Source organism: Glutamicibacter sp. (assembly GCF_035257265.1).
In the GTDB taxonomy this organism is placed as follows: Bacteria; Actinomycetota; Actinomycetes; order Actinomycetales; family Micrococcaceae; genus Glutamicibacter.
Genome location: NZ_DATEXC010000027.1, coordinates 171215 through 197626, shown reverse-complemented (window position 1 = coordinate 197626; position 26412 = coordinate 171215). Strand labels below are relative to the sequence as shown.

Annotated in this window: 22 protein-coding genes, 1 tRNA gene and 1 other RNA gene; 9 read left to right on the top strand and 15 right to left on the bottom strand. The window is 55.6% G+C overall.

Annotation, left to right across the window (positions count from 1 at the left end; translation table 11 throughout):
* Positions 1 to 45: 45 nt before the first annotated feature.
* The 9 genes from VJ369_RS06935 to VJ369_RS06895 all read right to left on the bottom strand — a co-directional run bounded on the left by VJ369_RS06935 (position 46) and on the right by VJ369_RS06895 (position 11194).
* Positions 46 to 1332, bottom strand: a complete 1287-nt coding sequence (locus tag VJ369_RS06935) for an aspartate kinase (protein ID WP_105677818.1) — start codon at positions 1330 to 1332, stop codon at positions 46 to 48.
* 173 nt (positions 1333 to 1505) lie between these two features.
* Entirely contained in the window at positions 1506 to 2057 is a 552-nt protein-coding gene (locus VJ369_RS06930) for a hypothetical protein (RefSeq protein WP_324091354.1), read from the bottom strand.
* Positions 2058 to 2113: 56 nt separating this feature from the next.
* Entirely contained in the window at positions 2114 to 2575 is a 462-nt protein-coding gene (locus VJ369_RS06925) for a helix-turn-helix domain-containing protein (RefSeq protein ID WP_324091353.1), read from the bottom strand.
* 14 nt (positions 2576 to 2589) lie between these two features.
* On the bottom strand, positions 2590 to 4197 hold the full coding sequence (locus tag VJ369_RS06920) for a DHA2 family efflux MFS transporter permease subunit (protein ID WP_324091352.1): 1608 nt from the start codon (positions 4195 to 4197) through the stop codon (positions 2590 to 2592).
* Between the two features lie 162 nt (positions 4198 to 4359).
* Entirely contained in the window at positions 4360 to 4977 is a 618-nt protein-coding gene (gene recR / locus VJ369_RS06915; RefSeq protein WP_105677821.1) for a recombination mediator RecR, read from the bottom strand.
* An 81-nt stretch (positions 4978 to 5058) separates the two neighbouring features.
* The gene (locus VJ369_RS06910; RefSeq protein ID WP_324091351.1) at positions 5059 to 8529 is read right to left on the bottom strand and encodes a DNA polymerase III subunit gamma and tau; all 3471 of its coding nucleotides are present in this window, start codon (positions 8527 to 8529) and stop codon (positions 5059 to 5061) included.
* Positions 8530 to 8538: 9 nt separating this feature from the next.
* Positions 8539 to 9459: a tRNA glutamyl-Q(34) synthetase GluQRS gene (gluQRS, locus tag VJ369_RS06905; protein WP_324091350.1), complete on the bottom strand. Its 921-nt coding sequence runs from the start codon at positions 9457 to 9459 to the stop codon at positions 8539 to 8541.
* Between the two features lie 27 nt (positions 9460 to 9486).
* An RNA gene (ffs, locus tag VJ369_RS06900) (signal recognition particle sRNA small type) lies at positions 9487 to 9583 on the bottom strand.
* 87 nt (positions 9584 to 9670) lie between these two features.
* A complete protein-coding gene (locus VJ369_RS06895; protein WP_324091349.1) occupies positions 9671 to 11194 on the bottom strand; it encodes an HNH endonuclease signature motif containing protein in 1524 nt (507 codons plus the stop codon).
* Between the two features lie 187 nt (positions 11195 to 11381).
* On the opposite strand from VJ369_RS06895, the gene VJ369_RS06890 reads away from it, so the two are divergent.
* The 3 genes from VJ369_RS06890 to VJ369_RS06880 all read left to right on the top strand — a co-directional run bounded on the left by VJ369_RS06890 (position 11382) and on the right by VJ369_RS06880 (position 12810).
* A tRNA-Ser gene (locus tag VJ369_RS06890) sits at positions 11382 to 11466 on the top strand.
* Positions 11467 to 11590: 124 nt separating this feature from the next.
* Complete coding sequence (locus VJ369_RS06885) at positions 11591 to 11962, top strand: VOC family protein (protein WP_324091348.1); 372 nt, start codon at positions 11591 to 11593, stop codon at positions 11960 to 11962.
* Between the two features lie 92 nt (positions 11963 to 12054).
* Complete coding sequence (locus VJ369_RS06880) at positions 12055 to 12810, top strand: response regulator transcription factor (RefSeq protein WP_324091347.1); 756 nt, start codon at positions 12055 to 12057, stop codon at positions 12808 to 12810.
* 248 nt (positions 12811 to 13058) lie between these two features.
* Here the strand turns inward: VJ369_RS06880 and VJ369_RS06875 are convergent, their stop codons facing one another.
* Positions 13059 to 14099: an isopenicillin N synthase family dioxygenase gene (locus VJ369_RS06875; RefSeq protein ID WP_324091346.1), complete on the bottom strand. Its 1041-nt coding sequence runs from the start codon at positions 14097 to 14099 to the stop codon at positions 13059 to 13061.
* Between the two features lie 259 nt (positions 14100 to 14358).
* Between VJ369_RS06875 and VJ369_RS06870 the strand changes: the two genes are divergently transcribed.
* Together VJ369_RS06870 and VJ369_RS06865 are read left to right on the top strand one after the other, a co-directional pair.
* A complete protein-coding gene (locus tag VJ369_RS06870) occupies positions 14359 to 14658 on the top strand; it encodes a type II toxin-antitoxin system VapB family antitoxin (RefSeq protein ID WP_096254069.1) in 300 nt (99 codons plus the stop codon).
* A gap of 66 nt (positions 14659 to 14724) precedes the next feature.
* Entirely contained in the window at positions 14725 to 15357 is a 633-nt protein-coding gene (locus tag VJ369_RS06865) for a LytR C-terminal domain-containing protein (protein WP_324091345.1), read from the top strand.
* 23 nt (positions 15358 to 15380) lie between these two features.
* Here the strand turns inward: VJ369_RS06865 and VJ369_RS06860 are convergent, their stop codons facing one another.
* The gene (locus tag VJ369_RS06860) at positions 15381 to 16037 is read right to left on the bottom strand and encodes a DsbA family oxidoreductase (RefSeq protein ID WP_324091344.1); all 657 of its coding nucleotides are present in this window, start codon (positions 16035 to 16037) and stop codon (positions 15381 to 15383) included.
* Positions 16038 to 16127: 90 nt separating this feature from the next.
* Between VJ369_RS06860 and VJ369_RS06855 the strand changes: the two genes are divergently transcribed.
* Entirely contained in the window at positions 16128 to 16784 is a 657-nt protein-coding gene (locus tag VJ369_RS06855) for a YoaK family protein (RefSeq protein WP_324091343.1), read from the top strand.
* A 54-nt stretch (positions 16785 to 16838) separates the two neighbouring features.
* Here VJ369_RS06855 and VJ369_RS06850 read toward each other — a convergent pair whose 3' ends face one another.
* Complete coding sequence (locus VJ369_RS06850) at positions 16839 to 18170, bottom strand: amino acid permease (RefSeq protein ID WP_324091362.1); 1332 nt, start codon at positions 18168 to 18170, stop codon at positions 16839 to 16841.
* A gap of 435 nt (positions 18171 to 18605) precedes the next feature.
* Between VJ369_RS06850 and VJ369_RS06845 the strand changes: the two genes are divergently transcribed.
* From VJ369_RS06845 to VJ369_RS06835, 3 genes are read left to right on the top strand one after another with little or no spacing between them, the layout of a single operon-like run.
* The gene (locus VJ369_RS06845) at positions 18606 to 20648 is read left to right on the top strand and encodes a hypothetical protein (RefSeq protein ID WP_324091342.1); all 2043 of its coding nucleotides are present in this window, start codon (positions 18606 to 18608) and stop codon (positions 20646 to 20648) included.
* On the top strand, positions 20645 to 21280 hold the full coding sequence (locus tag VJ369_RS06840; protein ID WP_324091341.1) for an ABC transporter ATP-binding protein: 636 nt from the start codon (positions 20645 to 20647) through the stop codon (positions 21278 to 21280). The genes VJ369_RS06845 and VJ369_RS06840 overlap by 4 nt, the downstream gene beginning before the upstream one ends.
* A gap of 58 nt (positions 21281 to 21338) precedes the next feature.
* Complete coding sequence (locus VJ369_RS06835) at positions 21339 to 21911, top strand: histidine phosphatase family protein (protein WP_324091340.1); 573 nt, start codon at positions 21339 to 21341, stop codon at positions 21909 to 21911.
* On the opposite strand, the gene VJ369_RS06830 is transcribed toward VJ369_RS06835, so the two are convergent.
* From VJ369_RS06830 to aceA, 3 genes are all read right to left on the bottom strand, one after another.
* The gene (locus tag VJ369_RS06830) at positions 21912 to 22952 is read right to left on the bottom strand and encodes an alpha/beta hydrolase (RefSeq protein WP_324091339.1); all 1041 of its coding nucleotides are present in this window, start codon (positions 22950 to 22952) and stop codon (positions 21912 to 21914) included. It abuts the gene before it with no gap.
* A gap of 134 nt (positions 22953 to 23086) precedes the next feature.
* Positions 23087 to 24724, bottom strand: a complete 1638-nt coding sequence (gene aceB, locus VJ369_RS06825) for a malate synthase A (protein ID WP_324091338.1) — start codon at positions 24722 to 24724, stop codon at positions 23087 to 23089.
* 82 nt (positions 24725 to 24806) lie between these two features.
* Complete coding sequence (aceA, locus tag VJ369_RS06820) at positions 24807 to 26108, bottom strand: isocitrate lyase (protein WP_324091337.1); 1302 nt, start codon at positions 26106 to 26108, stop codon at positions 24807 to 24809.
* Positions 26109 to 26412 lie beyond the last annotated feature (304 nt).

The window sequence follows — 26412 nt, the reverse complement described above, 5'->3', positions numbered from 1 at the left end:
GGCGCAGATCTAAAAGATCTGCGCCGCTACTTTTACTTCAGAGACTTAGCGTCCGGTGCCGCCGTATACGGTGGCTTCCACGTCGGTATCGAGATCGAATGCGGTGTGGATGGCGCGAACCGCATCATTGAGCTTGTCGGCGTCGGTGACCACGGAGATGCGAATCTCCGAGGTGGAGATCATGTCCACGTTGATTCCGGCCTGGTGCAGAGCTTCGAAGAAAGTAAACGAGACGCCCGGGTTCGAGCGCATGCCGGCGCCGATCAGCGAAAGCTTACCGACCTCGTCGTTGTGCTCGATGTCTTCGAAGCCAATCTCACCACGCGCAGTTTCCAGCGCAGCTAGAACACGCTTGGTCTCGGTCATTGGCAAGGTGAAGGAGATATCGGTGGCGCCCGAGCCCTTGGTCGAGATGTTCTGTACGATCATGTCGATATTGGCTTGCGCGGCGGCGATTACCCCGAAAATCTGTGCTGCCTTACCCGGAATGTCCGGAACACCGATGATGGTGACCTTTGCTTCGGAATGGTCGTGGGCAACACCGGAGATGATTGGCTGTTCCAAGGGTTCTCCCTCTTGAATCTTGATCTTGTCGTTGGGGTCCGGGAGCACCCAGGTGCCCTCGTTAGTGCTGAATGAGGAACGCACATGCAGAGGCACGCCAAAGCGGCGAGCATACTCCACACAGCGTAGGTGCAGGATCTTGGAGCCGCTGGCTGCCATCTCCAACATTTCCTCGCTTGAAATCGTGTCGATCTTCTTTGCTGCGTGAACCACGCGCGGGTCGGCGGTGTAAATGCCGTCCACATCGGTGTAGATTTCGCAGACATCGGCACCCAGCGCAGCGGCAAGTGCCACCGCAGTGGTGTCCGAACCACCACGGCCCATGGTGGTGATGTTCTTTGATTCCTTGCTCATGCCTTGGAAGCCGGCGACGATGGCAATGAAACCGCGGTCGATGGCACGGCGGATACGCTGCGGCGAAACTTCCATGATGCGCGCCATGCCGTGGGTCGAGTCAGTGATCAGGCCGGCCTGTGAACCGGTGAAGGATACAGCGCTTTCGCCGAACTGGTCGATGGCCATGGCGAGCAGGGACATGGAAATGCGCTCACCTGCCGAGAGGAGCATATCCATCTCGCGGGCTGGGGCGTCATCGGTGAGTTGCGCGGCGAGGTCAAGGAGTTCGTCGGTGGAATCTCCCATGGCCGAAACGACGACGACAACCTCATGGCCCTGCGCCTTGGTGTCAATAATTCGGCGCGCGACACGTTTGATGCCTTCGGCATCCGATACGGACGAACCGCCAAATTTTTGAACTATTAGGCCCATGGGCGCACACTCCAACTGATGAAAGTTGTTGATGCGCATCGTGTTGTGAGAACAGATGCGACATATCTACCACTAATAATTGTGGCAGTACCAAGGGTGCATCACCTAGTTGTGACGGTAACCATTGGTCATATTGCCTAATATCTGCCACTTTGAATGCCTAGAACGGCCGGTCAACTGCGGATCGTAGCTAATATTTGTCGCCAAAATGACTTCCACCCCTCCAGATCCTGAGGGTTGGCAAGCTTTGCGTGACCAGCGCTTACGCTTGCCTTATTACCCTTCATGGTGATGTTCACGCTCACGCAGCTACCGTCACTAAATTGCGCCCTCCAGTAACGCCACTTTTCGGAGCCACTGACCGCTGGTTCTGACGCAAGCTGGGCGCCGATAAACTCGCTGAACTCTGCGACTGAACCGACCCAGCTTTGTAAAGCACCCTCAAGATCCGTGTTCAGCGTCGTGGAAACAGAGCCTTTAAAACTTCCATCGCTTGCCTGGCCGGGAACTCGGCGGCCGATGTGCTGTTCATAAGCGATGGCTACCGATTGCGCCCACCAGCCCGGATTTTCAAGGTCCGCGGGCATGAGCTGGTAGATCATGGAAGCGAGCGGTTTATGCGATAGTTCTTTGGCGCCAGCAGATTCTATCTGTTCCACCCACTGCTCCCACGGTTTGCCGGTGGCCTTGATGATTGCCTCGATATTACTGCTCTTAGTCGCCATTAAACGAGTGTAGCCACACTCCAATGAAAAGGAGCGTGGCTACGACGAGGATCATTTTATAGTTCCCGTAGATCCGCGTTGAGTCGTTCTAGCAGTCCGGTGAGGTGGCTCAAATCTGTATCGGACCACTTGTTGATCCGTTCGCGTAAATCATCGCGCCAGGTCTGCAACCAGCCGTGCCAGCGTTGCTTGGCCAGGTCGGTGGGCAACAGGTTGAATACTCTTCGGTCTGTCTCGTCAACTTCCCGCTTGACTAGATTGAGCTCTTCGAGCCGGGTCACCAGCCGGGAAAGCGTCGCCTTATCGGTCATGAGATGTTCGCAGATCTCTGACTGGGTGGTGTTTCCCGATTTGAGGATCATTCCCAGCACTGGGACCGCCGCAGGTGGCAGCTTTTCGTCGAGTTTTGCAGCCATGGTTCGGCGAGACTTTGCGGTCACCGAAAGCAGGGTGAAAAGTTCCTGCTCTGCTGCATCGAATAGCTGGCTGCGATGAGCCCAAGACTGAGTTTCTTCCATGGTTTCCACGGCGACTAGGCGTCAGTTTCCGTCATGGAAGAAGTCTCTGACTCTTCAGCTAAACGCTCGGTATTGGTTTTCTCATTCAAGCGCTGATTAGGCAACAGGATCACTGCGACCAGGGTGATCAGCGCAAGTGGTGCGGCGAAGGCGAACAAGGAGGCAACACCGTCACCATAGATTGATTCGAGAATCGAACGCACTGGTTCGGGCAAGGTGGAAATGGTCGGCAAGGAACCGGAGCTCAACGATGCACCAACCGCGGCGGCCTTATCGCCTAGTGAGGCGATGGCAGCAGAAAGATCGCTTTGGCGGTCAGCAATCATGTTTGGAATGGTGACCGCAAGCAGTGCACCCAATCCTGCGGTACCTGCGGTACCACCAAGGGTACGGAAGAAGTTCACCGAAGAAGATGCAACGCCGAGAATCTGAGGTTCCACGGCGTTCTGCACGACAAGAACCATGTTCTGCATAACCAAACCAACGCCAGCGCCGAGAATGAACATAAACAAGCCCACCTGCCAGAAGGGGGTGTCATAGTGAATGGTTCCGAGCAGGTACAGTCCGACTACCTGCAAGGCAGCGCCGGTAACCACAAAGGCTTTCCACTTGCCGTAGCGCGAGATGAGTGCACCGGCCACGGTGGAGATGACAAGCAAGCCGGCCATCATAGGGAATGTCATTAGACCTGCCTGAGTGGCGCTGGCGCCACGGGCCATGATCATGTACTGACTGAGGAATACTGTCGTACCGAACATCGAGATGCCCACGGCAAGCGAGGCAATCACTGCGAAGGTGAAGGTGCGGTTCTTGAAGAGATTAAGCGAGATCAATGGTTCTGCGACCTTGAGTTCAACGAACACGAAGATCGCTAGCAAGATGACCGAGCCAACCAACATGAGGTAACTAGTGCTGGAGTTCCATTCGAACTCGCTGCCACCCATTGACAACCAGATCAGCAGCAGTGCCACGCCAGAGGAAAGAAGCATGATGCCCAGGTAGTCGATTTGTACCTTGCGCTTAGCGATGGCTGGGAGGTTCAGTGTGCGCTGGATCAAGATAATGGCGACCACGGCAAATGGAAGAGCTACGAAGAAGTTCCAACGCCAGTTGATGGTATCGGTGACGAAACCACCGATGAGTGGACCACCTACGGTGCCCAAGGCCATGACCGCGCCAAAGAGGCCCATGTACTTGCCGCGTTCACGAGGTGAAAGGATGTCGGCCATAACAATCTGGCTCAGCGCGCCCATGCCACCACCTGCGAGGCCCTGAATTACGCGCATGGCGATCAGGAATTCGGTGTTCTGCGCGAAGCCGGCTGCGGCCGAGGCGAGAACGAATAGTCCAAGGGAGATCTGCAACAGAAGCTTGCGGTTGCCCAGGTCGGCGAGCTTGCCCCAGATAGGGGTTGAAATGGTGGTGGCGAGCAAGGTCGCGGTGACCACCCAGGTGTACGCGGTCTGGCTACCGTTCAGGTCCGAGACGATCACCGGAAGGGAGCTGGACACCACGGTGCCTGCAAGAATTGAAACGAACATGCCCATGAGCAAACCGGTCAGTGATTGAATAATCTGCCGGTGGCTCATCTTGGGTTTTGCGACCGGCGCTACTGCGGTCATGGCGACTCCAAAGGTCAAAAAATAAGGTTGATTGATATCAACTATATGCCGATGGTTGACCATTATCAACCAATGTGTTTGAGTGCACATTGATCAGACAAGCCAGCCCGGCTCAACGCAAGGTTGACCGGGCTGTAGCGAAGAAAAATCCTGCTGTTGATCTTAGCCGCGCGAAGAACTCGGGGCAATGGTATTGCGGCGGCCTTCGAAGGCGCGTGCCAAGGTGACCTCATCGGCGTATTCCAGATCGCCACCCACCGGCAGCCCGGAGGCCAAGCGGGTGATTTTGATACCCAAAGGACTCAGCTGACGCACCAGATAGATTGCGGTTGCCTCACCCTCTAGATTTGGGTCAGTAGCCAAGATCAATTCGGTAATGGAACTGTCTCCCAGACGCGCCACTAGCTCACGAATGTGTAATTGTTCCGGGCCGATTCCCGCGATTGGGTTAATTGACCCGCCAAGCACGTGGTACTTGCCGTTAAAAGCGCGGGTACGTTCAATGGCCAGCACATCCTTGGATTCCTCCACAATGCAGATTTGGCTGGTGTCACGGCGCTCGTCGCGGCAGATCCCACAGGTGTCCTGCTCGGAAATGTTGAAACAGATTTCGCAGAAGCGAACCTTTTCCTTGGCCTGCTGGATGGAAGCGGCAAGGCGCGTCATATCTTCGGCGTCGGCATCAAGAATGTGAAAAGCGATGCGCTGCGCCGATTTAGGACCGATGCCGGGTAGCCGACCGAGCTCGTCGATCAGTTCCTGAACAGCACCTTCGTACACCTATTGCCCACTTTCCTGAGGGTTCAAACGTTTATTAAAGACCGTGTTACACACTAGTGTCTCACTCCGACAAGATGCCGGTTAGAGCCCGCGCTTCATTTCGACGACATTGCCGTTCACATCACGCTGTTCAATGACCAAACCACCGAGCAATCGTTCCACCGCAGGCACTCCGATCAGTGCGGAATCCTCGACCTCAATATCATCCTCGCTGGGCGAGAAATCTTCGGGTTCCGTTGGCGCTGCCCGAGTCACCCGGTCCGGGGCACCCCAACCGTTATCCGAACTGCTCTGGTGAGTGCTCGGTGCGTTGTCCTTCGACTGGCTCATGAGCTGCTGGTAACGACTCAACCGTCCGCCAGCCACCGGGGTCTGGACTTCGGGCTGTTCATCCGATTCGCTGGGGGTACCCCAAGCTGGTGCAGCTTCGGTCGCCGGTTGCACCGCCGGCTTAGGTGGCGCCGCAACTGGGGTTACTACTGCAGAGGCCACCGGTGCCGCCGCAACTGGGGTTACTACTGCAGAGGCCACCGGTGCCGCGGCAACCGGCTGTGGCTCAGGCTCACGGACGACCTTGGATTCGAAAGTATCGGTGGTGCTGCCGGGATGCAGCGGGGTTTGCGAGACCGGACGAGAAATCGCCGGGCTCGGTACCTCGGACTGGCGTGCGCTTAAACCGGCGGTCAACCGGGGGCGCGGTGCCACCGGGGGACCGTCAAAAGAACGTGATTCGGTAGCACGCGGAGAAGGAATCACCGGCTCCACCACGGCAGGCGATAGCGAAGACGGTTCACTTACCTGCGGGGCGGTGGTTGGCTCGGGGCGTGGTGAGGCCACAGAAACGGGTGCTGAGGTAGGGCCGCTTGTCGCATATCCGTCATCGGGATAAGGCGGCTCATCCATGTACGGTTCATCCAGCGGTGGCGGGACGTCGTCATAGTTGCTGACGTACCCACTGTCCTTAGCTGGAGCAGGCTTGTTCATTGGTGCTGCTGAACGTGCTGACTCCGGACGGGAAGCCTCGGGTTGCGCTACGGAAGGAGGCGTTTGTGGGCGTGCAGGAGCGTTGGGCGTAACCCCAGCGTTCGGAGCCTGTACGTTGATGGCTACTGCTGGGGCGGACGCCGGTGTTGGCCGGCGTTCACCTTTTGGGGAACCACCACCGGCGGTTGCCGACCCACCCTCGGTCAGTACAACCTCGATTTGTTGACCCGCCACCTGGCAAAGGGTGCCCACCAAGATCTGCATCATGTCTGGGCGATTACGCAGGTTGACGATAGGGCCGGTATTGCTGAATGCAAGGGTCAAAGTGCGACCATCAAATCCTGCCACCGAACCATAATTAGCAACCATCGAGTGAAGCACTCGTGAGCTTGACTGCAACTGCTCCAAAATGGCGGGCCACGCCTGTTGGAACTTCTGCACCGGGGTTGAGGCATTTGGCGCCTGTTGCTGAGGTGCAGTCTGCTGCTGAGTCTGCGCTCGTCGCTGCACTTCAGCTTGTTCGCGGGCAGCTTTTTCCTGCGCTTCGCGTTGCTCGGCGGCCGCGCGCTGTTCAGCTTGCTCGCGGGCAGCTTTTTCCTGCGCTTCGCGTTGCTCGGCGGCCGCGCGCTGTTCAGCCTGCTCACGAGCAGCCTGTTCCTCGGCTCGTCGCAGATCCTCTGGTCGCTGCTGGTTTGGGGCTGAAGATGTTGCTTCTGGTTGTTGACTCGATTGTTCACTCTGAACCTGCGGCGACTGTTGCTGAGTTGGCTGCTGTCGGTTCTCAGCTGCGCGGCGTGCAAACTCGGCCATGGCTGGGTTTTGTTTCACATCATCGATGGAAATCCCAGTACCGAAGGAGAGATCTTCGCCGGCTGCCGGGTCTGGAATCAGACTAAACGGGGCCACACCTTCTGGACGTGCTTCTGGAACACTCGGACCTGGCTGGACCGGAGTGGTGACCGGGTGCAGATCTTCTTTAGGCCCCCACGTGGCACCCCAATCGGCGGCTTCCCCAGTATTCAGCGAGCGAGCCGCGTCTGGATCTAGAGGAGCGTTAATATCTGGCTCGACCTGCGTGGTCTGAGCCTGCCGTTGAGAAGTCGGGGACTGTTCCCGTGGTTGTTCTTGGGGTGCAACAGGTTGCGGAGCCTGCGCTTCGGGCTGTACCTGAATTTCCTGCTGCGTTTGCTGCTGCGTGTTGGCAGGATGTTGTTCTGGTGCAGCTTGCTGAGGGGCAGGGGACTGCTCGGAGACAACAGGTGTTTCCACCCCTCCGTTACGGCCCTTGGCTGCTGCGAGAGCTTCTCGAACAGCAGCCGCACCCTGACGCGCGGCCGCCGGAGATGGAGTTGCTGACGAAGAATGAGCTGGCGACTCGCCTTCAGGCAGTTCAGGCAGCGCGCCTCCGGAAATCGCGTGGCGTTCTAGCCGGTCAAGCCGGGCCGCAAAAGCGCTCGCCGAATTTTCGGCACCCGGGAGCATCAAGCGTGCTGCCAAAAGCTCTAGGTGCAATCGAGGCGAAGTTGCCCCGTTCATCTCGCTCAAGGCCTGATTCGTTACGTCGGCCCAACGGCTCAGTTCACCGGCCCCGACAAGCGAGGCTTGTAAATGTAGTGACTCCAACTGATCAGCAGGAGTGCCACGTAAGATTTTTTCCAGACCTTCGGGCATCGCCTTGGCAATGATTAGGTCTCGCATGCGTTCAAGCAGGTCTTCAACGAAGCGCCGTGGATCCAAACCTGTCTGGATGATGCGGTCAATGGCTCCAAAGAGAGAAGCACCATTGCTTTCATGAAGTGAGAGGATCACCTCATCGAGCAGGGTCGAGTGGGTGTAGCCGAGTAAAGCAATCGCAGTCTCGTAGTCCACTCCACCTTCGCGGGCACCAGCCATAAGTTGGTCGAGAACCGAGAGGGTGTCGCGTACCGAACCGCCGCCGGCGCGGATTACTAGGGGCAGAACGCTGTCCGCGACCACCACGTTTTCGCGCTCGCAGAGCACCTTGAGATAGGCCAGAAGAGCCTCGGGAGGTACTAAGCGGAACGGGTAATGATGGGTGCGTGAACGGATAGTGCCAATGACCTTTTCAGGTTCCGTGGTCGCAAAAATGAACTTTATATGTGCTGGTGGCTCTTCAACGATTTTCAGCAGGGCGTTAAAACCCGCCGAAGTGACCATATGGGCCTCGTCAATAATGAAGATCTTGTAGCGGTCGCGGGTCGGCGCAAAAGTAGCGCGTTCGCGCAGATCACGTGCGTCTTCCACACCGCCGTGGCTGGCGGCGTCAATTTCGATCACATCGAGAGAACCTGGGCCACCATTAGCCAGCTCCACACAACTTGGACACGTGCCACATGGGGTTGGCGTCGGGCCCTGTTCGCAGTTCAGGCAGCGCGCCAGAATTCGGGCGCTCGTAGTTTTGCCGCAACCGCGCGGTCCGGAAAAGAGGTAGGCGTGGTTGACACGGTTCTTTTCCAAAGCCGTCATCAGTGGGGCCGTGACATGTTCCTGCCCGATAACCTCGGCGAAAGTGTCTGGACGGTATCTGCGATAAAGCGCTGTACTCACACCGGTACCCTATCGGTTGCGCGATGCCGGAGGCATCAACTGGTCGACAATAAATTCTGGTTCTACAACCCAAGGCTCGCGAGGCAAGGCAACAGGATTGAAGGAGTCCAAAGCGGCCTGCAAAGACGTTCCGGGCAAGCCCAATGACTCTAACAAGTAGGCGCGGATCTGGGCACCATTTACCCCTTTTTCGGAGAGGTCTTCGAGAGTTACTGCTCCATCGCGTTTAGCGAGCCTTTGGCCTTTGGAATTCAACGCTAAAGGAACATGGGCGTAGGCCGGAATTGGCATTCCGAGTAGCTGCGCCAGATATGCCTGACGTGGGGCGGAGGATAACAGGTCGTCTCCGCGCACGACTTGGTCAATGCCGTAGGCGCCGTCATCAACTACCACCGCGAGGTTATATGCGGGGGAGCCGTCATTGCGTAGCAACACAAAGTCGTCAACGATTCCGGTGTACTGGCCAGAAATTTCATCGTGAACAGTGAACTGAGCAACCTCCGCGCGCAGCCGCAGTGCTGCTGGGCGTTCCTTAGCTTTTTCGGCTCGTTCTTCGGAACTCAGATTCCGGCAAGTGCCTGGATAAGCGCCGGGGGCGGCATGTGGTGCACTGGCAGCTTCGGAAATATCTTTACGCGTGCAAAAGCACTCGAAGAGTAGGTCTTTGTCCCGAAGTGATTGGATCGCATCGAGATAGACCGGTAGGCGTTCACTTTGACGTACCAATGGTGAATCGAATTCGAGGCCGATAGCGGCGAGCTCGTAAAGCTGTTGTTCTTCGGCTCCGGAGCGCACACGGTCTAGGTCTTCAATGCGCAATAAGCATTGGCGCCCGGTGGACTTAGCGAATAGCCACGCAAGAATAGCCGTGCGTAAGTTGCCCAGATGGAGTTGCCCAGTCGGGCTTGGGGCGAAACGACCAACGCCCACGCGAACTCCATTCGGCTTGCTAGAAAAATAAAAGACCCCTCATGCACCTGCCAGAGCCCATCTACCCTTGCTACCTTCCGGTCCTGGGGGAGTTCAACAGGATGACACCACACGAGGGGTCATAGAAGATACTACCCGAGAGTTGGGGGTGGGTAAAAATCGGCAGGCGTGCGCTTGCTCTCAACCCGGGTAAGAGATTGCCTAGGCCGACTCACCCAACTTCCGCGTCCGGTGGGTCATACCAGCCAAGAACTCTCCGTATCCGAGCAGGTAATTCAGAGGCCGGGAGCATCGGAGTCTGGTTCCGCTCAAAGTCGAAGTTCTGCACACTGGTGACGCTGCCAGGAAGCTCCACCTGCAAGATTCCGTTCGGCGACCGCCAATTCACCGACCCGTCGGGCATATACGTGGACTGCCAACCGAGCGCGTGTTTAAACATTTGATGACGTTTGCACAATAACTGTGAATTATTTCGGTTTGTATGGCCGCCTTTGGCCCAGTCATCAATATGATCGATTTCGCTGGATTCTGGTAGTCGGTTGCATCCGGGGAACCTGCAATGGTTATCGCGTTCTCGCAATAAATCTTTCAGGGCCTTGGACGGTCGGTATCTACGCCTACCCACGTCGATTACCGCACCCGACCAAGGGTCGGTGAGTACCGCCATCAGCGAAGGAGCATCTTTTGCTACGCGCAAGGCCGCTCCGATGCCAATCGGTCCGTATCCTTCAAGATCCGCCAGAGTCCTAGATGGATCTGCGAGCATCTGCAAGGCTGGAATGGTCAACGATACGCGAGCTTTAAGTGGTGTACCTTCGCTAGCTGGCCAGCCGTCCAATATGGCATCTCGGAGGATATCCGCGCGACGTTGTTGTTCGTTACGCAGATCATCTGGATCGTCGTGGTTACGGGCATGCCAGTTGACCGTGTTGAGGATCGCCAGTGCGTCCTCTGCGGGAATGCGGAGTTGGAGCACCGCCATCCCGTCGGCTTCAGGCCACCAGATGACCGAACGGGTCTCACGGCCCCTGTCATGACGTTCGTCCACTGGTTCTGGCAAGAAGCGTTCGCGCATCTTACGCGCACGGTCCTTCACCGAGCGATCCGAACCGGTACGAGCAATGGGAAGAAGTACCTGTTGCAGTTGCTGAACATTATCGGGTTCGAGATCTTGAGACTGAGCGACGATTTCGGTGGCACTTTTGGTAGTGATGGTGCCTTGGCTCAATTCGTTGAGAGTTTCTTTACAGAGATAACGTAATCCCTGAGCCGTGAAAAGTTTGTTCTGGGTAATTCGATCACTTTGGCGCAAGGCTCCGGAGGCTTCGGCAATAAATGAGGCTCGCACCAATGGCTCCAATTGCGGGTCTACACCAAAGCGTTCTGCGGCTTGGATTTGAAGTGGGTCCTCGATAAGAAATTCTTGAGTACCTGTTTGCGCCGCTTGCTTGGTTGCCAATTCATAGGTGTCGGCTAGTAGCACCGCCTCTGCAGCGTCAAGCATGCTGCGGGCCTGGCCAAGAAGCTTCAACTGGATTAGACCACTGCCAGGTTCGGTGGCCCTGCCCGATTCATGCAGCTCCTTGGTGATGGCTGCCAGTTGGGCGAAGATCGTATCCTGCTCAATATTGGCAGCCCACATGCCGTCGGTACCTGGATCTGTTCTGGTGCCCGGCGGACTGATATGGAGACGATGAGCATCATCGTCATTATGAAATACCTCTCGTTTATTCATGTTTTAAGTGTCTACTGGGTGCCAGAAGAGGAGTCGGGAGGTTCCGCCAGCTGTGGATAAAGGCAAAAATCCCCTAAAGCTAGGCAATCTTGCGTATTAGATAACCGCATAATGATTGCTGAAGTTCTCGATTCGTGATTGTGGCGATATTTAGATATGCTGGTACCTGCTCCACGGAGCAAACTGAGGAGGATTCGCCTAGCGGCCTATGGCGCACGCCTGGAACGCGTGTTGGGTTAACGCCCTCAGGGGTTCAAATCCCCTATCCTCCGCCGATGAAAGCCCCCGAGAAATCGGGGGTTTTCGTGTTTAAATTTGATTCCAGGGGTAGCATCCCTAAGTACGGGGTGCTCGCGTGAGACGTTGGGTCGTTTCGCCGTTGGTTTGGAGGATTTTATGAGCTGCAGGTTCGAAGAACTCGCCATTGATTGTAAAAATCCGGTACTCATTGCCCGGTTTTGGACTGAAACGCTCAACTACTCGGTGCTCTCCGAAGAAGTCGGCTTAGTGACTATTGGGCCTGCTGAAAAATCATCGATAGGTCCACATCCGGTATTGACCTTCGCGCAGGTGCCAGAAGAGAAGTCATTAAAGAACCGGCTACACATAGATGTTCGCCCGACTGACTGCACGCAAGATGAAGAAGTTGAGCGGCTACTATCGCTGGGTGCAACATACCCTGATGCTGATGTGAGCGATGTTTCATGGGTCATCCTTCTTGACCCTGAAGGCAATGAATTTTGCGTCCTCAGTTCACAGCAGCTGTAGAGCTCGCTCACGGTTAACCTGTCCGGGGCGTCCGGTAGCATGGTCTCTCACGTGGATAGTGAGGGCTATCACTAATTGGGGGTGTGGCTGGCTTGGCTGGGGAAAATCGTAAGGCAGTCGTTATTGAGCACGAATTTGAGACCCGAGCAGTCCTGTCTCGACTGCTCAAACACGTGGGATTTGTTGTTCAAGAGGCCTCAACTGGGGAAGAAGGCGTCGATCTAGCCACACGGAGCAATCCAGAAGTAATTGTGGTGGGATACGGCCTTCGAGATATTGACGGGCACGAAACGCTACGGCGGATTTCTGCACGAGTTAATGCGCTGCTACTAGCAGTGCTTGAAACAAATGATGAGTTTGAAGTGGTTCATGCCTATGACTCCGGTGCAGACGGCGTAGTTGCGAAGCCGATAAAAGAGCGAGAATTCAGGGCGCGCGTAGATTCCTTCGTCCGGCGGCAAGATAACATCAATAACTTGCTCGATTTGCGGGAGCGCCGTGCGGACCAGATCCTTCGCCACCGGAACCTTTCGCTCAACGTTGTGACCTGGCAAGTGATGATTGATGACGTGTCGATTGAACTGACTGCTACTGAATTTTCGCTGTTACGCGCGCTGTTGGTGTATCCCGGACATGTGCGAAGCAAAAAAGAGCTTGCTCGCATTCTGGGCGATGAAGATGATCTGGGAGCAGTGGACTTATATGTGTCACCGGCAGCCGTGCGAAGCATTGAAGTGCATATTGCAAATCTAAGGCGCAAACTAGGCGATTCGGCGCGTGAAGAACTGTGGATCGAGACGGTACGCGGTGTGGGATACCGAATGGTTGGGTCCCACGAAACCAAATAATATCGGCTGGATAATTCTTGAGCTGATCTTGAGCTGTCGATGGCGTCAACTTGAGACTCATCGAGCACAATGTTGTCCATGGCTTTGGGCCAGACGGGGCGAAGTGCTGAATCAGGTTAGGACTTGGGGGACTAATCGACTGTCGAGCAGGCGGTTTTCTATACTGGTACCCGTTTAAGTGAGTGAAGGCTTCGAAATAGTAGCGCAATACTATTTCGAAGCCTTCATACTTCAGCGGAAATCGGTGTCTAGGCAGGTGCCTTGGGGCTGCTCAATTCTGGGTAATGGATGGCAGCGGTTTGTGGGTGAGCACGCAGCCAACCCTTGAGCACATTGGCACCATACGAGGCGAGCATCGGGTTCTGCGGGTCATCGGAGATTCCCCGTGCTTGCGCTGCTAGCGCTGCCGGTAGTTGCACCTTATCAATCACCGCATCGAGGCGTGGGGAATAGAAGAACGGCACGGAGTAACGGTCCACACCGGCCGGCGGGGCGATCACTCGGTGAATGGTTGCCATCAGATATCCGTCGGTAGCTACTTCAAGCATTTCGCCAAGGTTGACCACTAGCGCACCTGGGGTAGGTGGCACCGCAATCCACTCTTCCTGGCCGTATGGCTGCACCTGCAGGCCGCCAACTTGGTCTTGTAATAGTAGGGTTACAAAACCGTAGTCAGCGTGTAGACCTACGCCCTGGTTGCCGGACTCCGGAACCACGTCACCTGAGACATAATGTACTAGTTTGCCCATCCAAGAAGGAGTCTTGGCGAAGGGTTCATCAAAGTGATCTTCGGGAAGCCCCATTCCAACGGCAAGCGCAGAGAGTAGTTCGTGACCGGTCTGATTCATCAGTTCGGCCCACTGCATGGCCCGTTCCTCAAGCTGTGGGAAATCTTCTGGGAACTGGTTCGGCCCCTGTAGATTCAGGAATGGCTTGTCGCTCGGAACCTCGGAGAGAGTCTCACGTGCCGGGCCGTAATCAATCTGTTCGCGGGCGTCAGCGCGACCCCGGGTAATCTCGGTGCCCATGCGGGTGTAACCGCGGAATTGGGCACTGTTTCGGTTGTCGAGCTTAATCTTCTCTTCGACCGGTTTTTTGAAGAACTCGGCAATGGTGTCTAAGAGTTCCTGATCCTGGTTTTCTTGGGAGCCGTAACCCACGATCTGAAAGAAACCTACGCGATGGGCAGCATCGCGTAACGCTGCTACGAAGGCTTCATTAAAGCTTCCATCGGCATTACGGGCGGTAGAGATATCGAGGACTGGGATCTCGGTGACTACGTTGTTCATGCATCTAGCGTGCACCCAAAAACACAATTGTTACTAGCGTCCGTTACGCCGAGTTCCGCCAAGTTTCACCCATCGTAACAATCCTTGCTTTTTGCTTAACAAAGTCCCATTATTAGCGATCGCGATTCGCTAAACAGTTTTCTCGGTAGTGGATGGTGCTTGGCTCGTCATCTCTTCGCATACAGGTTTCAGATGCGAAGAATGTGCGTTCTGCGGAGGGTAAAGTGTTTTTTCTGGTAGTTGTACATATGCTTAGAGAGTGATTTTTCGAGCCGTGGGCGATTCCCGTCCGTACCCAGCGCATGAGCTATCCACCTCTCGGCAGTGGAGCGAAATCCCTCCACAGCAGGTGAAGCTCGACGAGCTGGTGACCACCAAAACGGTGCTCGATTTATCGGCATTGCTTTCCGAGGACTCGACCTTCTACGGAGACTTGTTCCCGCACGTAGTGCGCTGGCAGGGCACTTTGTATCTGGAAGATGGGTTGCACCGAGCTTTACGTTCCGCGTTGCACCATCGAGCAATAATCCATGCAAGGGTGTTGGATCTTGAAGGCTAACAGGTAGGCTTCGACTCAAGATAGCCTCACGTCGCAGACCCAAGGGCGCGCAGGGAAGGTGGGTTTATGACCGAGCCGAAGGATCGCCGCGATCCAAGCAGCTGGCATGGGCAGCACATCGTCAGCGAAGCAGAGCTCGCCTTTCAATCCGATGGGCAGGCCAAAAAGCGTCGCCGTAGTCGACAGAATGTGGTTTTTACGGTCATGGCTTCGCTGGTCGTGCTGGTTTTTGTGGTTTCAATACTGATCTTCACCGGCAACTGGCCCTGGAATAAAGACCAAGCACCACAAGCGGCAAGCGATGCTCCGGCCAAAATCGAAAACCCGGTATGTCCTGACGTGAATTTCAAAGTACAGGACCCGGGCACGGTCATGGTCCGCGTACTGAATACCACCGGTGAGTCAGGATTAGCCGGGGCAACGGCCGAAAGCCTTAAAGAGCGTGGCTTCACCATCACCTCGGTCACCGAATCAGCCAGCGACTATGCCGATGAAGTGGGAGCGGTGATTGCCGGCCCCAAGGGATATGCTCAAGCGCTGAGCATTCAACGACAGGTCCCCGGTGCGGTGTTCGTCTTTGACAAAGACCGCCGCGATGATCGCATTGATTTAGAGGTCGGCGCCAAGTTTGAAGGACTGGAAAAGGAGCGCAAGCTGAATGACGCTCCCGGAAAGCTTCGCTGCGCCGAATCAAAATAGCGGCAGCGAAGCATCGGTGGAATCTAGCTGACGGTTTCGGCGTGAACCTGAGTCAGTGCGTTGGTGAATGCCTCGGCTGGCTGCGCCCCGGAGATGCCGTATTTGCCGTCAATAACAAAGAATGGCACTCCGCTGATGCCCAACTGACGAGCCTGCTCGATATCTGCGTTGACTTCTTCGGCGTATTTCTGCGAACTCAGCGTCTGTGCGGTAGCGGTCTCATCGAGTCCGACCTCCGCAGCGAGTTTGGCAAGAACTTGGCGGTCTCCGGTATCTAAACCGCGCTCGAAATGTGCCGATAGTAGTGTCTCTTTCATCTCACTGCCCTTGGACTCGGTCTTTGCCTGCTCAAGTACGCGCAGTGCGGTGAACGAGTTAGCGGGACGCAGCTGATCAAATCTGTAGTTGAGTCCTTCTCCGGCGGCCTGCTCGGTGACATGTTCCAACATGCCCTTCACCTGCTCCGGATCCATACCCTTCATCTGCGAAAGATACTGCAGCTCATCACCGTCATAGTGTTCGGGGAGGCTTGGATCCAGCTGGTACGCATGCCAATACACATCCACGTTTTCGGAGAACTCAAATTCTTCGACGCCCTTTTCAAAGCGGCGCTTTCCAATGAAGCACCAAGGGCAGGCAATATCGGACCAGATGTCCACACGGACTCGTTTTTCACTCATGTAAGTTTCAACTACTTGGAGTCCTGCTACATTCCCGATTGCCAGATGGCAAGATAGAAGCAAAAGACGTTCGGTGGAGTCAGGAGGAAAATGGCCAAGTCATTGAGCTATAAAGGGATCTTCTTTGCGGGTGGGATCACCATGATGGCTGGTTTTGTCGACGGCGTGGGATTCTTGCATTTCTCCGGATATTTCCTCTCCTTTATGTCTGGTAACTCAACACGTTCCTCCGCCGCACTCGCAACTGGTGACGTAAATGGCTGGTTGCTCGCGATGAGTTTTGTGGCCAGCTTTGTACTTGGGGTGGTCCTCGCGACGCTGATTTCTGCCAAAGCCCCACGCTTCAGGCGACCCCGGGTGATGTATCTATCGGGCGCACTCTTATTGGTAGCAGCGATTTTAGGATCTTCGGGAGAGACGGCGACGGCTTGCTTGCTGGCAGCGGCTATGGGTGCAGTCAATGTTAGCTACACGCGCTCTGGGGAAGTGTCGTTGGGATTGACCTATATGACCGGGACGCTAGTAAAGCTTGGTCAGCATCTGGCCGGAGCCTTATCTGGCGCAAATCGAACCCTGTGGGTTCCTTACGCGACCCTTTGGGCCATGATTACCCTCGGTTCGGTATGTGGCGCATTTGCCTACTTGCAGTTTGGGCTAGCTGCATTGTGGTTGGTGGCTCTGGGTATGATCGGTTGGGCCAGTCTTGGATTGATACGTGAACGTCGTCTGATTAGCGGCGCACGCTGAGTACAAAAAATCCGCCAGGTCATAGACTTGGCGGATTTTTAGTAGCGGAAGGTTTTACTTATTGCTTGAGACAAGCTCTTCTTGCGGTGTACGCACGAGGAACTTGTACGCCAAACCAAGCAGGACTAGCCAACCGGCGCCGGCGTAAAGCGCGACCCGAGTCTCCGCGCTTAAAGCTAGGAGTACGACCACAAAGGCCATAAACACCAACGCAATCCAAGCGCTGATGGTGCCACCGGGAACCGTGAATTCGCGTTCGAGGGCGATGCTCTTTTTTTCCTTGCGACGCATGGCCAAGTAGGAGGTGAGGATCATGATCCACACCCAGACCGTCGCGAAGGTGGCAATTGAGGCGATGATCATGAACAGGGATTCCGGTAGCAGGGCGTTGAGAACCACGCCGACCAGCAACACCAAGGACATGATGACTACTGTCATCCACGGCACTCCATGGCGAGAGATTTTCGCGAACGAGGCCGGAGCATGGCCTTCTCGTGACATCGCAAACATCATGCGGCCGGCACCAAAGGTATCGGCATTGATCGCGGACACTGCGGCGGTAATAACCACTGCATTTAGTATGTGAGCAGCGGCAGGCAGACCCAGTGCGTCAAAGATCTGGACGAATGGAGAGGCAGATCCATCGATCTGACGCCAGTCGAAGAGCATCATGACTACGGCAAGTGATGCTACGTAGAACAGCAGGATGCGCCAGGGGACAGTATTGATCGCAGCTGGGACAGACTTCGCTGGATCTTCGGCTTCCCCGGCGGTGATGCCGATGGTCTCGATGCCACCGAAGGCGAACATCACTACAGCGAACGACAGCAGCAGCCCCATGAATCCATTAGGGAATAGGGTCCCGGCGCTCATCAGGGTTGCAAAACCAGTGGCTGTTTCCGAGCCAGGTGCGGTGAAACCGAAGACGATGAGTGCCGCGCCGCCGATGATCATCGCAATGATTGCGGTCACCTTGATGACTGCCAGCCAAAACTCTGTCTCGCCAAAGACCTTTACCTTCATCAAGTTGATGACCGCGATCAATAGCACCACGGCAAGAACCCAGATCCACTGCGAGACCTGCGGGAACCAGAAGCGCATGTAAATACCGAAAGCAGTCACGTCGGCAATGGCAACGATTGCCATTTCAAAGGTGAAGGTCCAGCCGGTGACAAACCCGGCGAAGCGGCCTAGATAACGCGACGCATAGTGTGCAAAAGAACCAGAAACCGGATGTTTCACCGCCATCTCACCCATGGCGCGCATGACGATGAATACCGCAGCACCACCAATCATGTAGGCAAAGAGCACTGCCGGTCCGGCGGCCTGAATAGCAGCTGAGGAACCGTAGAACAATCCGGTACCAATGGCAGAGCCAAGTGCCATGAAGCGGATGTGGCGGGCCGTGAGCCCGCGGGCGAGGGAGCCCTTAATATCGGTCACGATGAAAATCTCGGATCTTGTTTGAGGTGCATGTGATCAGTGGCTGTGCGCGTGGTTCAAAGAATTTAAGCCAGCGGGTGCCTCAAGAATTTTACGTGCTAGGCGGTGTTGCCCGGGGTTGTTTGTGGTCAAGCTCTATCGTGAGATAGCTCATCTGAGGTGCTGGAGCCGTTTCTTGTCGTCCTCGGCGCAAGAGCCCAGAATGGGTATGGGTTAAATTTTGAATATATTTTCACTGGTCAGATATGTGTTGTAGAAAAACCGGAGGTGGATCTTAATGTAGGCTATACCCCGTAAATAGCGCGAAATAACGATGTACAGAGAGTTTCAGCTTAGAAGCCTGTTGAAGCCGGTGTGCAAAGCAGGCGGAAAGAACACATGAAAAATACCGGACTGCGACTAGCCGTTGCCGTTGCCGTCTTATACTCACTTTTTGTATCTTTCATGGTCACCAAGTCCATTGATGAATCAACGCTTGCAGGCGCGAGCAGAATTCTTGTCTCGGGCACACAAACGTTGTCCGGGAGTCAGGGGCTGGACGTATTAGTTCAGAGGTCAGCTCAACGCTCCGGATCCACCATAGTGCGAGAAATTCGCGATCTGCATGACACTTCAGTGCGCCACTTCTATCTGGCCAGTGGTGATAACGATGGCAAAGGGGCAACGTGGTTGGACACCGGGTTTCCGCGGTTCAGCCAGCGTGTCAGTACTAACGTGCACGCAGCAACAGAGCTTAGCGGGGTAGATCCACGCGGAGAATACTTCATCATTGGCACTTCGGCCGCGCTGGATATGGTGGTCCACGACTTTAGCCAGTTAGGTTATGCGGTAGAAACCGAGAGAGCGGGCGCTCTTATTCCGGCCGCTGTCGGAGAGATTTTCTTTGGTGCCCTAGGGGCATCAACGCTTTTAGTTCTGTTGCTCGTGGCATTATTGACCGGATTTTCGGTCCTTTCCCGGGCGAAGAGTTACGCGATACTTCGGTTACACGGAGGCAATATCAGTACGGGCCTAAAACGAGACCTCCGGCAAGAATTACCGTCCATCGCGGTGATACTTGCGATTTCCTTCACCACGGCGCTGGTAGGGCTTTTGCTGTACAACGGGTGGAACCAGCTGGGCAGATATCTGGCATCGGCGCTTGGCCTCGTAGCGCTCATGTTATTCATCGTCACCTGTATCTATATTGCGGCGTTAAGTTTGACTTTCGATGTGAAAATTCTTGACGCGATCAAAGGCAAATTCGGGTTCAAAGTTGCGGTTCCGGCCACCTATCTCTTACGTTTCCCAAGCATCATCTTGGCGATAACACTTATTGCCTCGGCTTTCGCTGCGAGTACGGCGGCTTCGCAAGCGCAACGAAACCAAGAATCCTTAGCCGAGGTAGGCAACGTGGCAAAAATCTTCTTTGAAGGCCTTTACGTTTCACAACAGACGGAACAGTTAGCGGTTGAGTCGGGGAATTGGCTTAAAGAGCAAGACCGTTTGGGGCACACCATAATGGTGAGCACACTTGCTGAGTACTCTTCGAGCGCCGCACTTGCTGACGAGGTATTGCTAGTTAGTCAGGGCTATCTCCAACGCAACCGAATCCTTGATAGTCGGGGACAGCAAATAACCGATATCCCAGACGATGAGGTTCTCATCATGATTCCCGAACACTCCACACACTCCGCTGCCGAGGTGAAAAGAGCACTGCTTGAAAATTATGGAGGCAGCCAAACACCTACGATGAGCAGTCAGGTATTGCGTGGCGCACAGAGTCATTTCCTCTATGGCACGGGAGCTGAGCATCAAAGGAAGCTGAGTAATCTGGAGGATGTCATTGTTGTTGGCATCGGGGCGAACTCAGGGTTCATTGCCGATGACGGCTACATGTCGCTAGCTAGCAGGGGCCAGCTACTGATGGCGCACGCAGAACAAGCACTGAACGACACCCCTAAAGAATTCTTGGGAACGTGGATCTCCGCCTACCTTCCGATCGCCCAATTGGCCGCCGAGGATTCAGCGGCCTTAAACGAGTCAGTTCGCTCCCAGGCAGTTTGTGCCGTCGTAGCGCTTCTGGTGCTCCTCGCAACAGCCGTAGGAATGGCGCAGATTCATGTCCGGGGTAATGCCCAACTGATTTTAGTGCGATATCTGCATGGGTGGTCGTTTTGGTCCACTCACCGGTGGCTCTTCAAAGCTGAAGCAGTTGTCCTAGGGCTTGCCGTGGTGTGGGCGACGATCAGCGGCCTTTGGACGGCTCTTCGCGCGAAGACTTTCGGCGAGGCGTCCCATGTAGCCGATGATCTGGCCATCGCGCAGTGGCAGCCTGTGGTGGTTCTGGGCGTAGCCCTGTTAAATGTCTTGCTGCTTTTAGTTGTGGTGCGCGTGAAGACTCAACGCCTGATTCGCACCCATAGTGAGGAAACCGCATGAGCAATATTGAGGTTCACGGGGCTACTAAAACTTTTGGCTCCAAAACACTATTTCAAAACCTGACGTTTAGCGTTCCTGCCGGGCAGATGATGGCAGTGATGGGAACCTCGGGATCCGGGAAGTCGACTCTTTTGAACTGTATTGGGTTACTGGAGAAGCTCGACGCCGGAAGCCTTACGGTGGGCGGGCAACAAATCTCCGCCTTTTCCGATAAGCAACAACGTTATTTCCGGCGTGATTCATTGGGCTACATGTTCCAAAATTATGCGCTGATCGAAAACTCCACGATTAGGGACAACCTCGAAGTAGCACTCGCAGCTTCCGGTAAATCAAAGATCCGCGGTGCTGACTTTGACGGAGCGTTGCAACGCGTGGGTCTAGCTGGACGGGGTAAGGAGTTGGTCTATTCCTTATCAGGGGGAGAACAACAACGGGTGGCGTTAGCCAGACTGCTGGTTAAGCTTCCTGCGGTCGTGCTTGCTGATGAGCCCACCGGCGCCTTGGACAGCACCAATGAATCCATGGTGATGAACGAACTTCGCAATATCGCTAATGCGGGTGCAACCGTACTAGTCGCGACACATTCGAATGTCGTGATGAGCCATTGCGACACGGTTCTGGACTTGAGCTAGCGAAACGCGGGTACCGCGGGCGCATTCTTGACGGCACTCACAGTGGGAGAATGGACTTATGGAACTTGGATTCATCAGACACGGCCAGACTCGCTGGAACCTCGAAGGACGGTTGCAGGGAAGTAGCAATATCGAGCTGAATGATACCGGGCGGGCACAAGCCCGCGACGCGGTGCAGATCCTTGGCTCCGAACGCTGGGACGTCATTGTTTCCTCTCCACTAAGCCGCGCACGTGAAACCGCACAGATCATCGCCGACGGGCTCGGCCTGGAACTTGGCCCAGCCTATGATCTGCTCATCGAGCGTGATTACGGCGAAGGCGAAGGGGTTTTGGAAACCGAGGCCGCGCAACGCTGGCCAGGTAAAATCGGTGGCGGCATCGAATCTTTGGAATCGGTGGTTGACCGCGGGTTGCGCGCCATCGAACAGATCGCTTCCGATTACCCGGGTAAAAATGTTGCAGTTGTCTGTCACGGCACGATTATTCGTTACACGCTTTCGCATTTTGCCGGGTATCAGCTGGACACCATCCGCAACGCCTCGGTAGCGATTCTGGAATTTGAAACCGATAGTTGGGCACTAAAGCTGGTCAATGACCAGATGCCACAACCGCCGGTCAAAACCCAGTAGCTAGTCGCGTTTTAGGGTGCGCTGCACCGCCCGGGCAATACCTGAGTCGGATTGCTGACTCTTGATGTTAGACAGCCATGATCCTAACCGCAGGTATGCGTCGGACCGTATCGACACTGGTGAGAGAAACACGTCATGCAGTGCGTTGGGTAGCCGGACCAAATGCAGCTCGCGGCCTAGAACAATGCTTCGTTGCGCGACCACCTGCACGTTTAGTGCCACATCGGAGCGGGTAGCGGCATCATTCCAACGCGGCAGCAGATAGTCTTTGGCGCTGAGCATGACCAGCACCGGTTGCTTCAGATCAAGGCCCTTCTTGACCTTCGCCTGGGCGGCGAATACCGCAGAGATGAACCCGGTGTGTAAGGGGAAACCGTTGGCCGGTCGCCAGTCTAAGTTGTAATCCCATTCGCCTTCAAAACGGTTGGATACCGTGCGGGTGTAAAACCCCGGGTCGATGCCCGGGAGGTTTCGGTAGGGGTTACGATGGCTGGTTGCTTTCAGAATTTTTGCTAATGCGGTGCGTCCCAGTTCCGAGGCCTGAAATTCTAGCCACGGACTATTAAGCGCTAATGCGTCAACCTTGCTGGGATTCGCTGCCGCGTAGAGCGATGCACTGAGCCCTCCGGTGGAATGGCCGAGCGTCACAAAACGTGTGCCAGGATGAGCGCTGGAGATAATTCGGTGTGCCGCATCAAATTCCTCGAAATAATCTTCCAGGTTGGTGATAAATCCCGGCACGCTGGAGGCGTTGAGGTTGCGCCCGTAATGACGCAGATCGAGTGCATAGAAGTCGGCTCCGGCCTCGGTGAGGAACTGCGCCAACTCAGTCTGGAAAAAGTAGTCAGACCAGCCGTGCACGTACAGGATCGCTAATCCACGCAAGGGTGGGGCAAAGCGTAGACGGCGACCAGCCGGACGGTGACGGATCAATGTCGCGGTGGAACCATCCGTGAGCGGTAGCTTGCGACTGGCGTAATCTGCGCCCAGCACATCGGCGTCCCAAAGCTCCTCGGTGGGGGAACGAAATTGGAAGGCCATAAAGATATCCTAACCGCGCACGAAAAACGGCATCCCCCGGATGGGCTGGTTACCATCCGATGAATGCCGCAGTTCGTGGCGGTGCGCATTAAGTTGTTGAGTTTAGGCGCGGACCGCCGAGTAACGGGCCTGGACTAGCTGGCCATTTCATAGGCCGGTGCTGGGGTGTCCAGGTAGCGCTGGTAGGTGTTGGAGGTCAAGAAGGTGGGGAAATCATCGCGCAAGGCGCAAGCTTCGAAGATTTCCACCGCTTGTTCGAAGCGGTCTCCTTCAAAACGCTCGATCTTCTCGATGGTTTCATCGGTCAGTTCGTGCATCCAGGCCCGGGTGATGACCTCACCGGTGTCGGTGATTGCCGACTGGTGGATCCACTGCCATAACTGGGAGCGGGAGATTTCCGCGGTAGCGGCATCTTCCATCAGATTGCGCAGTGCCACCGCACCATTGCCGCGCAGCCACGACTCAACGTAGCGGATGGCGATCTCGATGTTCTCGCGGATACCGCGTTCGGTGATCCGGCCCTCGAGGCCTTCCACATTCAGCAGTTCTTTGGCCGAAACTTCCACATCCTCACGGGTGCGGGAGATCTGGTGTGGATTTGCACCTAGTACCCGGTCATAGACCTCACGAGCTATCGGAACCAGATCTGGGTGTGCCACCCAGGAACCGTCAAAGCCGTCGGTGGCTTCGCGGGTCTTGTCCTCGGACACCTTTTCGAAGGCGAGCTGGTTGATCGAAGCATCCTTGCGGCTCGGTACGAAAGCGCTCATTCCGCCGATTGCGGTTGCCCCGCGGCGGTGGCAGGCACGCACCAGCTGTTCGGTGTAAGCCCGCATAAAAGGACTGGTCATGGTCACCAGCTCGCGGTCGGGGAAGACGAAGCGCGGTCCGCGGGAACGGAAGTTCTTGATGATCGAGAAGATGTAGTCCCAGCGTCCTGCGTTCAGTCCGGCCGAGTGCTCCCGCAGTTCGTAGAGGATTTCTTCCATCTCAAATGCGGCGGTGATGGTCTCGATGAGTACCGTGGCGCGAATGGTGCCGCGCTCGATGCCCAACAGTTCTTGAGCCAGCACAAACACGTCGTTCCACAACCGTGCTTCGAGGTGATTTTCCAGCTTTGGCAGGTAGTAGTACGCGCCACGGCCAGAATCGATCAGACGCTGCGCATTGTGGAAGAAGTGCAAACCGAAGTCGACAAATGCGCCGGCAATGGGCTTGCCGTTGATCAGCAGGTGCTTCTCGGGCAGGTGCAGGCCTCGTGGGCGAACCACGATGGTTGGCAGTTCGCTCAGCTCGTAGCTGTTCAGCTTGTAATTCCGGCCATCAGGGTCGGTGAAATCAAGTTCCCCATCCAATACCCGCAACAGGTTGACCTGATTCTTGATTACGTTCTGCCAGGTAGGGGAGCAAGCATCTTCCATATCTGCTAGCCATACGTTGGCGCCCGAGTTTAATGCGTTGATTGCCATCTTGCGTTCAATCGGCCCGGTGATTTCCACCCGACGGTTTTCAAGTCCCGGTGCAATGGGTGCAACTTGCCATGACGCATCTTCGCGGATGTGGCTTGTCTCCTCCAAGAACTTCGGGTCATGCCCGTTGGCAATGCGAGCTCGGTTCAGCTGACGACGCTGCATTAGTTCAACACGACGGCCCTCAAAAGCCTGGTGCAAGTTGGAAATGAAATCCAACGCCTGTTCGGTGAGGATCTGTTCCTGGTAACGAACTGGGGTAGCGGTGATCTGGATCGAGTTCAGGGAGGTGGGGGTAAACATGATGTTCTTCCTTAAAAGTTTGGGGTCGGTGGGGCCGGCGTCATTGCCGGCCCCACCGCCAGGGCCCCAAAGGGGTCCTGATTTAGTGGAACTGTCCTTCTTCGGTGGAACCAACCAAGGCCAGGGTGGAGGCATTGGGGTTCAACGTGGTGGCGATCTTGTCGAAGTAGCCGGTGCCGACCTCACGCTGGTGCTTAGTTGCGGTGTAGCCGCGGGACTCGGAAGCGAATTCGCGTTCCTGCAATTCGACGTAGGCGCTCATCCCGTCGCGGGCGTAACCCTCGGCCAGATCAAACATCGAGTGGTTCAGTGCGTGGAAGCCGGCCAGCGTGATGAACTGGAAGCTGAAGCCCATCGCACCGAGTTCCCGCTGGAACTTGGCGATCGTTGCATCGTCCAGGTGCTTCTTCCAATTGAAGGAAGGAGAGCAATTGTAGGAAAGCATCTGATCAGGGAATTCAGCCTTGACCGATTCGGCGAACTTGCGAGCCAACTCCAGGTCCGGGGTTCCGGTCTCCATCCAGATGAGGTCGGAGTACGGAGCGTAGGCCTTGGCGCGGGCAATACATGGTTCGATGCCGTTGCGGACCTTGTAGAAACCTTCTGCGGTGCGCTCGCCGGTGATGAACTGCTGATCTCGTTCATCAACATCCGAGGTAATCAGGGTGGCTGCCTCGGCGTCGGTGCGGGCGATGACTACCGATGGGGTTCCCGCCACGTCGGCTGCCAGGCGAGCCGCATTGAGCGTGCGAATGTGCTGCTGGGTTGGGATGAGCACCTTGCCACCGAGGTGGCCGCACTTCTTTTCAGATGCCAGCTGGTCTTCCCAGTGAACCCCGGAAGCACCGGCGGTGATCATCGACTTCATCAGCTCGTAAGCGTTGAGCGGTCCACCGAAGCCTGCCTCGGCATCTGCGACGATGGGGACCATCCAGTCCTCAACGCTCTGAATACCTTCGGAGAATTCGATTTGGTCTGCGCGAAGCAAGGCGTTATTAATGCGGCGCACTACCTGTGGAACCGAGTTGGCCGGGTAGAGGGACTGATCTGGGTAGGTCTGCCCGGAGAGGTTTGCATCCGCAGCCACCTGCCAACCGGAAAGATAGATCGCTCGAAGTCCGGCCTTGACCTGTTGGACCGCCTGGTTGCCGGTCAACGCACCCAAGGCGTTGGTGTATCCGCCGGTGGGGGTTTCCTCGGTGAGCTGCTTCCACAGTTTTTCCGAACCACGCTTTGCTAGCGTGTTTTCTTCTTGAACACGACCCTGCAGGTTGACGACGTCAGCGGCGCTGTAATCGCGGGTCACACCGTTCCAGCGGGGGTTGTTCTCCCAGTCGTTCTCTATAGTTGCGATGCGGTTGTCAATTGAATTCTGCTCAGTCATTGTGCTGGCCCCTTCGCCCACATGTTGGTGTTCGTCCGTATTCGTCGAATGCGGTGAACTTCTTCGTGACATTGACTATTCCGCAGAAGCAAGGGGTTCAATAGGGGTCTTGTGAGGAAAGATTTGCAGTTCTTTGAGAAATCTCAAAAATATTTAGTTCTTCGCACATTTTGCGCAGTTAGAGCAATATTGCTCAAAAAGAGGGAAGCGAAAGAGGAAGAAGTGTATTTATTCTGATACCGGAGCGTGTGCTGGCTAGTTTTTGGGCGCGCTAAAGGATGGGATGGTGCATAAATGAGTAATT